General features: G+C 71.1%; 11 protein-coding genes and 1 tRNA gene. 2 read left to right on the forward strand and 10 right to left on the reverse strand.

What is annotated here, in order from left to right; genetic code table 11:
* On the reverse strand, positions 1-551 hold a 551-nt coding region (locus E1289_RS32995), incomplete at its 3' end, for a MarR family transcriptional regulator (RefSeq protein ID WP_131987300.1).
* A 116-nt stretch (positions 552-667) separates the two neighbouring features.
* Positions 668-1,474 (reverse strand): acetoacetate decarboxylase family protein, encoded by an 807-nt coding sequence (locus E1289_RS33000; protein ID WP_131987302.1) that lies wholly within the window; start codon positions 1,472-1,474, stop codon positions 668-670.
* 165 nt (positions 1,475-1,639) lie between these two features.
* Here E1289_RS33000 and E1289_RS33005 point away from each other — a divergent pair, with 165 nt between their 5' ends.
* Both E1289_RS33005 and E1289_RS33010 read left to right on the forward strand, forming a co-directional pair.
* Complete coding sequence (locus E1289_RS33005; RefSeq protein ID WP_131987304.1) at positions 1,640-2,995, forward strand: glutamine synthetase family protein; 1,356 nt, start codon at positions 1,640-1,642, stop codon at positions 2,993-2,995.
* 10 nt (positions 2,996-3,005) lie between these two features.
* Entirely contained in the window at positions 3,006-4,259 is a 1,254-nt protein-coding gene (locus E1289_RS33010; RefSeq protein ID WP_243713307.1) for a cytochrome P450, read from the forward strand.
* A gap of 77 nt (positions 4,260-4,336) precedes the next feature.
* Here E1289_RS33010 and gabT read toward each other — a convergent pair whose 3' ends face one another.
* The 8 genes from gabT to E1289_RS33045 form a co-directional block, all read right to left on the reverse strand.
* A complete protein-coding gene (gabT, locus tag E1289_RS33015) occupies positions 4,337-5,692 on the reverse strand; it encodes a 4-aminobutyrate--2-oxoglutarate transaminase (RefSeq protein WP_131987306.1) in 1,356 nt (451 codons plus the stop codon).
* Positions 5,693-6,002: 310 nt separating this feature from the next.
* A complete protein-coding gene (locus E1289_RS33020; RefSeq protein WP_131987308.1) occupies positions 6,003-6,974 on the reverse strand; it encodes a radical SAM protein in 972 nt (323 codons plus the stop codon).
* A 3-nt stretch (positions 6,975-6,977) separates the two neighbouring features.
* Positions 6,978-7,790 (reverse strand): PhnD/SsuA/transferrin family substrate-binding protein, encoded by an 813-nt coding sequence (locus tag E1289_RS33025; RefSeq protein ID WP_131987310.1) that lies wholly within the window; start codon positions 7,788-7,790, stop codon positions 6,978-6,980.
* Between the two features lie 24 nt (positions 7,791-7,814).
* Positions 7,815-8,936: an acyl-CoA dehydrogenase family protein gene (locus E1289_RS33030; protein WP_131987312.1), complete on the reverse strand. Its 1,122-nt coding sequence runs from the start codon at positions 8,934-8,936 to the stop codon at positions 7,815-7,817.
* Complete coding sequence (locus E1289_RS33035; RefSeq protein WP_131987314.1) at positions 8,926-9,288, reverse strand: hypothetical protein; 363 nt, start codon at positions 9,286-9,288, stop codon at positions 8,926-8,928. Before E1289_RS33035 ends, E1289_RS33030 begins: the two co-directional genes overlap by 11 nt.
* Entirely contained in the window at positions 9,285-9,731 is a 447-nt protein-coding gene (locus E1289_RS33040) for a DoxX family protein (protein ID WP_243713308.1), read from the reverse strand. The genes E1289_RS33035 and E1289_RS33040 overlap by 4 nt, the downstream gene beginning before the upstream one ends.
* Positions 9,732-10,298: 567 nt before the next feature.
* A complete protein-coding gene (locus tag E1289_RS38580; protein ID WP_165970707.1) occupies positions 10,299-10,475 on the reverse strand; it encodes a hypothetical protein in 177 nt (58 codons plus the stop codon).
* A 13-nt stretch (positions 10,476-10,488) separates the two neighbouring features.
* Positions 10,489-10,564: transfer RNA gene (locus E1289_RS33045), tRNA-Glu, on the reverse strand.
* Between the last annotated feature and the right edge of the window lie 113 nt (positions 10,565-10,677).

Raw genomic sequence — 10,677 nt, forward strand, 5'->3', positions numbered from 1 at the left:
GAGCGGCGGGGCGGGGGCGGGGCGCCGCCGCGGAGGGTGTCCCGGCGCGTTTCGCCCTCGCTTTCCAGGTGCTCGACGATCGTGCCGAGGAGCTGTGTCAGCGACCTGTTCTGCGCCTGGTCGAGCCTTTCGACGACGAACGCCTCCTCGGCGTTGAACCGGGGGAACAGGTGCTCCATCAGCTCCTGGCCCTTGTCGGTGAGCCGGAGGACGACCAGGCGTCCGTCGGTGTCATGTGGGCCGCGCTCCATCAGGCCGCGTCCCTCCAGCGTCTTGGCCACCCCGGTGAGCGTGCCCTTGGAGATGCCGGCCTCCTCCGCGACGTGGCGGGTCTCCATCTCGCCCCAGATCCACACCACCCACAGGACGACGAACGACGTCCAGGTGAGGTCGGCCGAACGCAGCACGGAGCTCTCGAAGTGCTGGCGGATCGCGGCGGCCGCCCGGTAGATGTTGGAGACCGCCATCATCGCGTCGTGCCGCAGCGGAACGTCGCCGAGCCGCCGCTGGATGGCCTGCTCGGTCTCGCGCAGTGTGTGGTGGCCGGTCACGGGCGTCCTCTCGCGGGCTCCGGCGCCGGGCCCGGGGCCCGGCCCCGGCGGGTGGGGCGGAATCGAATCTACCGCCGCCCCTGTCGTTCACGCCCGTACGACCACCGTGATCCGCGTCATCGGCCGCCCGTGCCGTCCCACAGGTGCCTGCCTCCGTTCCAGACGACGCCGACCTGGCGGTAGTAGGCGCCGATCACCTCGCCGACTTCGAGACGGGCCAGTTCCTCGGTCGGCGAGGCGAACAGCCGCAGCTCGGCGTCGCCAGCCCAGGCGGGCCCGGCCGCCAGGCCGGCGCCACCCGACTCGATCAGCTCGTTGAGCGCCGCCGGACCGTCCGGCTCGATCGACGGCAGGAAGCGGTGGTGGGCCATCGGATGGCCGTTGACGAACCCGTTGCCCTCGGACGGTTCGCGCAGGGTGACCACGGCCTCGGCCAGTCGCCGGTCGGCGGCGGCCAGCGTCGCGCCGAAACGTCCACCGGCGCCGATGCGCGGCGCCGCCCGCCCGTACGGGTGGGGACGGGTCTGGTGGATCGAGCCGAGCTTCTTCGGATAGCCCTGGTGCAACCCCCGCGCGACGGCGAAGTCCTTGTCGACCCAGATGTAGACGCAACGGCTGTAGGTGCGCCCCTCGAACGTGCAGCGCACCACGACGAAGCACTCCTTGTACTGGGCGCGCACCGGGTCGAGCAGTTCCTCCGCCGACTCCGAGCAGGACTGCCAGTCGGCCCAGATGATCGCGACCGCTCCCGGGTCCTCGGCCGCGGGTTCGAGGGGGGCGGGGAGCAGCTCGGCGACGCGCGCCGGGTCGGTGCGGTACTCCACGGTGAGCAGGTCCCCGGAGTAGTGCCAGGGTGGACTCGGAATCAGCGATGAGCGGCCGGTCGCCGTCTTCGGATACAGGAATCCCCGGACCGGTGCCATGAACCCTCCTCGATATCGTTTGGGACCGTACGATATGCGGAGGGTGTGCTCCTGTCATCTCGCGGGTGAAGGTTTTGCCCTCCGGTCGCGATCGACTCTTGCCAGGCCAGAGCGCCGCCCATATTGTTTGTGCCCAAACGAATCTCCGGTCAGAGGGGGAGCCCAGTGCCGCAGCGCTCCGTGGACGTCCACGACGTGGTCGAACGGCTGACCGCCGACGGCATCGACGTGGTACGGGTCTCCTACCCCGACCTGATCGGCGTCGACCGGGGCCGCGACGTCCTCGTGGACCGGCTGCCGTCCGTGATGGAACACGGCCTGGCGTTCTGCCGCGCCGTCTACCACACCAGCCCCCAGGGCGACGTCGTGGAGGTCGCCGGCGGCATCGACGCCGGCCTGCCCGACATCTGCGTCCGGCCCGACCTGTCCACGCTGGCCGCCATCCCGTGGGAGAAGGGCGTCGCGCAGTGTCTCGGCGAGGCGTACGAGCCGGACGGCACCGCCCCGTGTGCGGAGGGTCCCCGGGAGGTCCTGCGGCACGCCATCGGCCGGTTCGCCGAACTCGGGCTCGCCCCCGTCGTCGGCCCGGAACTGGAGTACTTCCTGTGCGAGCCCGACCCGGCCGCGCCCAGCGGATGGCGCCGCTACGGCGAGGGGCCCGGCAACGTCTACACCGTCGGCCGCAGGACGGACCCCGACGGGCACCTGCTGCGCGCTCTGCGGCACCTGCGCGACTACGGGCTCGGCGTGACCATGGGCAACCACGAGTTCTCCTGCGGCCAGTTCGAGGTCAACCTGCACCACTCCGAGGCCCTCGACGCCGCCGACCGGGCCTTCCGGCTGAAGTCGGCCGTCAAGGAGATCGCCCGCCACGAGGGACGGATGGCCACGTTCATGGCCAAGCCGTTCAACGATGAGGGCGGATCGGGATTCCACGTCCACCTGTCGTGCGTCGACGAGAGCGGCCGCAACGTCTTCGACGGCCATGACGCGGGTCCTGACGGGCTGTCGCAGACCGCGCACGAGGCGATCGCCGGCATCATCGCGCACGCACCCGCCCTCGCCGCGATCTTCAACCCGACCATCAACTCCTACAAGCGCTTCGGCCCCGACACGCTCGCCCCCTGGCTGATCGACTGGGGCCTGGACAACCGCAGCGCCATGGTGCGCGTTCCCCCCGAACGCGGCGGCGCCACCCGCCTGGAGGTGCGGCTCGGCGACGGCGGAGCCAACCCCTACCTCGGCATCGCGGCCCTCGTGGCCGCCGTCTACCTGGGCATCCGCGACAAGCTCACCGCGCCGCCGCCGCTGGAGGGCTACGGCTACGACACCGCCAAGGCCGCCCTGCTGCCCGGCACCCTGACGGACGCGCTCGACGCCCTGGCCGGCGACGAGGACCTCACCGGCGTGCTCGGTGAACGCCTCGTCGGCTCCTACCTGGCCTACAAGCGGGACGAGATCGCCCGGTTCCGGCGGTACGTCACCGACTGGGAGTTCCGCGAGTACGCCCACCATCTGTAAGGAGACAGCCTTGGCAGCCGACACCCTCCCCGTCGACCTCGCCGACCTCGACAACTTCATGGACCACCGCACGCCGTGGCGGATGTTCGACGAACTGCGCCGCAACGAACCCGTCCACTGGAACCCCGAGACCGACGGCGGCAGCGGTTTCTGGTCCCTCACCCGGCACGCCGACATCGTCGCGGTGGACCGGGACCCGGACACCTTCACCTCCACGCGCTTCGTCAACCTGGAGGAGGTGGACGAACGCCAGGCGGCCATCCGCCGCTCCCTGCTGGAGATCGACGGGCCCCGCCACATGGCGCTGCGCCGCCTGCTGCAACGCGAGTTCACGCCCCGGGCGGTCGCGGGCTACGCCACGTTCCTGCGCGGCCTGACCGCCCGCACACTGGACGCCGCGCTGGCCAAGGGCACCTTCGACTTCGTCAAGGAGGTCGCGGCCGACTTCCCGATCAACGTGCTGGCCCGGATGCTGGACGTCCCCGAGGACGACACCGAGCGGCTCATCGACTGGGGGAACCGGATCATCGCCAACACCGACCCCGACTACGCCGACGTCCTGCTGCACAGCGCGGAGAGCGAGCAGTACCGCGACCTGCCGTTCCGCAGCCCCGCCTCGCTGGAGGTCTTCGAGTACGGACGGGAGTTGGGCGCCGAGCGGCGCGGCGGGAACGGCACCGACCTGGTCAGCAGGCTGGTCAACCAGGTCCCGCGCGACGGCGAGCCGCTGTCGCGCCGCGACTTCGACAACTACTTCCTGCTGCTCGTGGTGGCCGGCAACGAGACCACCCGGCACGCCATCACCCACTCCATGCGTGCGCTCATCGACCACCCCGCCGAGGCCGACCGGCTACGCGAGAACCCCGACCTGATGCCCACCGCGGTGGAGGAGTTCCTGCGCTGGGCCTCGCCCGTCTACCACTTCCGCCGGACCGCCACCCGCGACGTCGAGATGCGCGGCAAGCAGATCAAGGAGGGCGACAAGGTCGTGCTGTGGTTCGCCTCCGGCAACCGCGACGAGGACGTCTTCGCCGACCCCTACCGCTTCGACGTCACCCGCACCCCCAACGACCACGTCACCTTCGGCAAGGGCAGCCCCCACTTCTGCCTGGGCAACGCATTGGCCCGCCTGGAGATACGCATCATGTTCGAGGAACTCCTGCCACGACTGGCGGACATCCGCCTGGCGGGGGAGGTCCGGCGCGTCCGCTCCAACTTCGTCAACGGCGTCAAGGAAATGCCGGTCACCGTCACGCTCGCCTGAACACCGCCGGGCACAGCGTGGCCCACAGGGGCCGCATGGCCCGGGCGCGAACAATCCGCGGGGCGCGGTCGGAGTCGTCAGGCGAACGCCTCTTCGAGGACGTCCAGGCCCTCGGTCAGTAGATGCTCGGGGATGACCAGCGGCGGGAGGAAGCGCAGCACGTTCCCGTACGTCCCCGCGGTCAGGACGAGCAGGCCGCGTGCGTGGCAGCGGCGCGCGATCTCGGCGGTCAGCTCGGAGTCGGGCTCCTTGGTGCCCGGCCGCACCAACTCGATCGCGACCATCGCGCCGCGCCCGCGCACGTCCCCGATCGCCGGGAACCGCTCGGCCATCGCGCGCAGCCGAGGCAGCATGACCCCGCCGATCCGGCGAGCGTGCCCGACCAGGTCGCGCTCCAGGATCTCCTCCAGAACGGCCAGCGCCGCCTCGCAGGCCAGCGGGTTGCCGCCAAAGGTGCCGCCGAGACCCCCGCCGTGCACCACGTCCATCACCTCGGCGCGGCCCGTGACGGCCGCGAGCGGCAGCCCGCCCGCGATGCCCTTCGCGGTGGCGACCAGGTCGGGAACGATCCCCTCGTGTTCACATGCGAACAGGTCGCCGGTCCGGGCGAAGCCGGTCTGGACCTCGTCGGCGACGAACAGGGCACCACTCGCCCGGCAGAACTCGGCGAGCGCGGGCAGGAAGCCCGGCGCGGGCTCGATGAACCCGCCCTCACCCAGGATCGGCTCGACCAGCACGGCCGCGAGATTCTCCGGCCCGATCTGCTTGGTGATCTGGTCGATCGCCTGCGCCGCCGCCTCGGGGCCGCAGTCGTCCGGCCCGGTCGGCCAGCGATACGGATACGCCAGCGGCATCCGGTACACCTCGGGTGCGTACGGGCCGAAACCGTGCTTGTACGGCATGTTCTTCGCGGTGAGCGTCATCGTGAGCAGCGTCCGGCCGTGGTAGCCGTGGTCGAACACCACGACGGCCTGCCGTCCGGTCGCGTACCGGGCGATCTTCACCGCGTTCTCCACGGCCTCGGCACCGCTGTTGACCAGGATCGAGCGCTTCTCGTGGTCGCCGGGCGTGATCCGGTTGAGGTTCTCGCAGACCGCCACGTACGACTCGTACGGCGCGACCATGAAGCACGTGTGGGTGAACCGCTCGGCCTGCGCCTTCACCCGCTCGACAACGCGCGGATTGGCGTTGCCGACGCTGGTCACGGCGATGCCGGAGGCGAAGTCGATGAACGTGTTGCCGTCGGCGTCCATGACCACGCCGCCGCCGGCGTCGGTCACCTGCACCGGCAGGACGCTGCCGACACCCGGGGCGACGGCGGCCCTCCTGCGCTCGGCCAGCGCCCGCGAGTTCGGCCCCGGGATCTCGGTGACGACGCGCCGTTCCTGCTGAAGGCGCCCGACCGCGGGGAGGGTCCTGTCCTGGCTGCTCATACGCCGAACCTAGGCACGCCCGGCCTCCAGGAGAAGGTGCGAGGCGGCGAATCGCACCGCACCGATTGGACACCGCGCACATTGACCCGTAGGGATTGAGGACGCCATCCACATCGAGCAGGAGGACGGGGCGGGGCATCAGTTCAGTATGGCGCCCAGCACCCCAAGCGCCCGCGACACCTCCACCGCCCTTCGCCCCCCCGGCCCATCTTCCCGCCTTCCGCCAGCACCGACACCTCCCGTCAATGATCTGGGACGCGTTGCGGCGCCGGGAGACCGGGAGTGGGACGCCTGCCGGGGGGCCGTGGGTTCAGGCGCACGGGAAGCGCTGGGCCGCGGCGTCTGCGGCGTTCCGGTATTCGGCGTGGCGGGATCTCACCTCGGCGAGGGCGTCGGCGAGCGGGAAGATCTCGCGGGTGACGAACTGGTCCGGGTCGTCCACGCCGATGGGGTGCCAGTAGACGCCGTCGGCGGTGATGGTCATCTCCGGGATGACGGAGGCGGGGGTGACGGTGACGCCGTCCTCGGCGAATCCCTGCTGGGCGACCGGGCGGATGACCCGGTCGGCGGCGGGGATTCCGAGTTCGTCCAGGAAGACATGGAGCCGCTCGGTCTCGGCGGCATCGCTCTCACCGGCCGCGACGGTGGCGGCGACACGGACACGGAATCCCTCCGCGGACGCGGTCCGGATCCCGTGGACGGCGCGTTCCCAAGTGCCGGTGCCGCGGTGCCGGTCATGCCGTTCGGGGGTGGGCGAGTCGAGGCTGATCTGCAGGGCGAGGCCGTCACGGGGCATGCGGCGGAGCAGGTCGAGGCGGCGCCCGCGCAGCAGCATCCCGTTGGTGAGCAGCGTGGTCGGGAGGCGGGCGGCGCAGGCCCCCGCGATCTCGTCCAGGTCGGGCAGCAGGAACGGCTCCCCTCCGGTCAGGAAGAGTTCGGTGACCTCCAGGGCCGCGGCCTCGGCGGCGATCCGTTCCACCCGGTCACGTCCCAGGGCCCGCCGCGGCGCCTTGGGGGAGGAACGCGAACAGCAGTAGTCGCACGCCAGGTTGCAGTCGAAGTTGGTGTAGAGCCACAGCCTGGGAGGGAGTGCGACCGGCCCGGGCTCCCGCCCGCGCCGGACGACGGCGACGCCGCCGCGCATGCTCACCGCCTGGTTGCCGGTGCGTTCACACCAGGCCGTGATCACGTCGGCGTCGCCGGGGCCGAACGGCACCTCGGCCGTGGAGCCCGCCGCGAGCGGGCCGATGCGTTCGATGAGGTCCAATACGATGCGTGACATGGCTCACCAGTGGGCGGGGATGCCCTGGTCCTTGACCGCGTCGAACAGGGAGGCGTAGCCGTCGAGGTCGGGCCGGACCCAGCGGCGCAGGCCCTCCATCTCCAGGATGCGCCGGTGCTCGGGGACGTCCCAGTCCATCTTCAGCAGGTGCTCCACCCAGGGCTCGCTGCGGTCGGGGGGAAGACCGTCCAGCGCGGTGAAGTTGCAGTGGCAGTACTCCGGTGAGCGCCAGAACTCCTCCAGCGCTCCCGGCATGAGCTCGTCCTGGCCGATCGCCTCCCAGGTGGTGATGCCGATCGCGGCGGCGTCGGCCTTCTCGTCGAGCACGGCGCGGATGGCGTCCAGTTCGCTGCGGCCGGTGTCGCCGTGCTTGCCGAGGTCGCTGTCGATGCGCGTCAGGTCGACCGCGTCGCCGTCCAGGCCCGCCTGGCGCAGGAAGTGGACGGGCAGGATCGCGGCCTGGGCCGAGTCGCGTGATCCGAGCGCCAGCCGACGCCCGCGCAGGTCGTCCAGGCCGCGCAGCCCGGCGCCCTTACGGGCGACCAGCACCGTGGCGAAGGTCAGGTCGGTGTCGCGCATGGCCAGGGCGCGGCAGGCCCCGTCGGTCTGCATGACCGTCCGGACCCAGGCGAGGTTGGTGTTCCAGGCGACGTCGATGGTCCCGCCGACGAGCGCGTCCACCTGCCGCCCGTAGTTGGAGAAGAGCACGAAGTCCATCTCCGCGCCGCTGCCCGCGAAGTAGTCGCGGATGCCCTCCCAGATGGGGACGACGTTGGCGGTGTAGGCGACGGCTCCGACGATGAGTGGTCGGGTCACAGGGGGCCTCCGGGTGGGGGGGTCTCAGAACAGCGGCAGGCCGGTGATGGCCTTGCCGTAGAAGTCGTAGAGGACGTCGGCGGTCGGGGCCATCACATGCCCGGCGCGGGCGTCCCGGAAGAACCGTTCGAGCTGGAGATGCTCGGAGAACGCCGCGCCGCCGCAGACCCGCATGGCGGTGTCGGTGATGCGCAGGGCGGCGTCGTTGGCGGCGGCCTTGACGCCCAGGACGTGCAGCATCGTCCTGTCGTCGGGGGCGGCCACACTGCGCGCGGCGACCTCGACATAGGCGCGGGTGGACGCCAGGTCCAGGGCGCAGCGCGCGAGCTGGGCGCGGATGGTGGGCAGGTCGGCCAGGCGGTCCCCGGTGTGCTGGAACCGGGACCGGCTCGCGTGCCGGACCGCCGCGTCGACCGCCGCCTGCGCCAGCCCGAGCGACACGGCGGCGTTGCCGAGGTTGAACCAGGGCATGACGGCCTGGATCTTCAGGTCGAAACCGCCGCCGGCGTCTCCGAGGCGGTCGCCGCCGGGGACGATCAGGTCGAAGGTCATCGGGCCGGAGTCGTTGCCGCGCAGGCCCAGCCCCCGAAACGGGCCCGCGACTGACACGCCGTCGGCGCCGGCGTCCACCACGTACAGGTCGCTGGCGCCCTCACCCTGCCCGGCCGGGGCGAGAGTGGAGACCACGTAGAGGCCGGCGTGGCCGGCGGAGGTGACCCAGCTCTTGTCCGCTTTGAGGTGGACGCCGCCGTCGGCGGCGGTGGCCTGGGAGACCGGGGCCCAGAAGTGCGACCGCGATCCCGCCTCGCTGAGTGCCAACGTCGCCAGCGTGCCGCCGGCCAGCCGGGCGAGCAGGCCGGGGCGGCCCGGCGGCGGCGCGGCGGCGATCGCCATGCTCGCCGTGACGTGCATGAGGTAGATCATCGCGGTCGAGCCGCACACCGCCGCGACGGATGACAGCGCGGTGACCAGGTCCTCGGGCCCGCCACCCAGCCCGCCGTCCTCCTCGGGCAAGGTGAGCCCGAGCAGTCCCGAGTCGCGCAGCGCCGCGACCGCCGCGTCGGGGAACGCCCCCGTCGCGTCGACCTCGACCGCCGCGGCGCCCGCGACTTCCAGAACCGGCGCCAGCCGGTCTTCAAGATCCATGACTCTCCCCTTCCTCGTCGCGGCGGGCGAGCCCCGCCGCCATCAGTCCGGCGCCCAGCCCGAGCCACAGGGAGAACGTCGACCCGGTGCCCTCGATCCACTGCTCGCCGAGGGACTGCTCTACCGGCACGATCACGGCGGCCACCACGAAGGCGGCGCCCGCGGCGAGCGCCAGAACGCGCAGACCCAGCAGTCCCGCCACTCCCGCCGCCACCCCCAGGACGGCGGCGATCACCACGGCCGTGCCCGGCATCGCGACCATCTCCCACGGATCCCCGTCCGCGGCCGTGAAGACGATGCTGAACAGCGAGGCCAGCCCGAGGACCAGCACGGCGCGATCGGAAGCCCTCATGACATCCTCACCAGGATCCGGGCGACGGAGTTGTCCGACCGCTGCCAGATCGGCCGCCACAGTTCGTCGATGCCGTAGGCGCGTCCGGCGGCGGTCGCCAGCAGCGCTATATGGCTCAGCAGCATCAGGAAGTACGCCCAGTGCCACTCGTTCGGCGCGTTCAGCACCGACAGCGTGATCACCAGGGACTGACCGATGCCCACCAAGGCCCAGAACCTCGTCAGCAGCCCCACCAGCAGGAACGCCCCCAGCGACGCCTCCACCAGCAGGGTCGCCCAGCCGAAGAAGGTGTAGTTCGGCAGCACGACGTGCCTGACGAACCACGCCCACGGCGGGAACACCTCGTGGTCGATCGCCAAGCGCGTGAACCGGTACAGCGCGCCGTTGTTCTTCTCGCCGAAGTCCGGCGGATACTTCCACCCCGCGTTCTGGACCCACATCATGGCCACGCCGACACGCACTATGGCAATTCCGACTTTCGATGCCACAGGCGTGCCCGCGACCGCGACCGGACCGGTCATGGCACCTCCCTACGCGGAATGGACGTGTCCGATTCAACCGCTCGGCGCCACCCTGACCAAGGACTTGAGTCCTTACGAAATACGAACGTCGACGTCCCCGGCTCGACGTGATCGCAGGTCTCCCCGCCCCCGCCCGACCGCACCGCGGCCACGCCCCGGCCGTACGCAGCGGTCCCGGTGCACTTCGAGGGGTCCCTGCTGTGCCCTGTGCCGACCGCCAGAAGATCCAGACGCCCTCAGCTCTTTTCCCCAGCGAGTTAGGCGAGTGGTGCCTTGGCGCGTGCGCCGAGCGTGAGGGCGGCGTCCGGCCGCCACTGTGACGGTTCGGACGCTGGGGTCAGCAGGTCTCCTGTGCGATGCGCGCCAGTAGATGGTCCTCCGCCTGGAGGCCAAGCAAGCCGCCCTCTGCGAACACGGGATGCGAACCTGACGGCACCGTGTCCCGACCTGCTGAATCACTTTCCGACCGGGACGGTCGACCTCGGCCTGCTACCTGAGCCGCCGCTGCGGCGGCTGCTGGACGCCTTCGCCGTCGAGATGCGTCATGACAAGGAGGAAAACCAGGTGGACGTCCAGGTCACGATCACGCCCGAAACGACCGAAACGCAACGAAGTGCGGCGAATGCCGTGATCGCGGATGGCGGCGCGGACGCTGCAAGTGATCATGCAGCCATGCGCGTGGTACCCCCTACCGGATTCGAACCGGCGCTACCGCCTTGAAAGGGCGGCGTCCTAGGCCGCTAGACGAAGGGGGCCCGGGGCGTGGCGGTGTGGCTGCCACGCGACCTGGTCAAGTGTAGGGGACGCGGCGGGTCGGCGTGCAATCGGTTAGTCGGGTTCTGCGGTGCGGGTGGGGGAGGACGTGCTC

The sequence above is a fragment of the Actinomadura sp. 6K520 genome (assembly GCF_004349245.1).
GTDB lineage: Bacteria > Actinomycetota > Actinomycetes > Streptosporangiales > Streptosporangiaceae > Spirillospora.

Coding starts and splice junctions, on each gene's coding strand:
- E1289_RS33000 (WP_131987302.1), bottom strand. CDS start 1,474: ATGGCACCGGTCCGGGGATTCCTGTATCCGAAGACGGCGACCGGCCGC.
- gabT (WP_131987306.1), bottom strand. CDS start 5,692: ATGAGCAGCCAGGACAGGACCCTCCCCGCGGTCGGGCGCCTTCAGCAG.
- E1289_RS33020 (WP_131987308.1), bottom strand. CDS start 6,974: ATGTCACGCATCGTATTGGACCTCATCGAACGCATCGGCCCGCTCGCG.
- E1289_RS33030 (WP_131987312.1), bottom strand. CDS start 8,936: ATGGATCTTGAAGACCGGCTGGCGCCGGTTCTGGAAGTCGCGGGCGCC.
- E1289_RS33035 (WP_131987314.1), bottom strand. CDS start 9,288: ATGAGGGCTTCCGATCGCGCCGTGCTGGTCCTCGGGCTGGCCTCGCTG.
- E1289_RS33040 (WP_243713308.1), bottom strand. CDS start 9,731: ATGATGTGGGTCCAGAACGCGGGGTGGAAGTATCCGCCGGACTTCGGC.
- E1289_RS38580 (WP_165970707.1), bottom strand. CDS start 10,475: ATGATCACTTGCAGCGTCCGCGCCGCCATCCGCGATCACGGCATTCGC.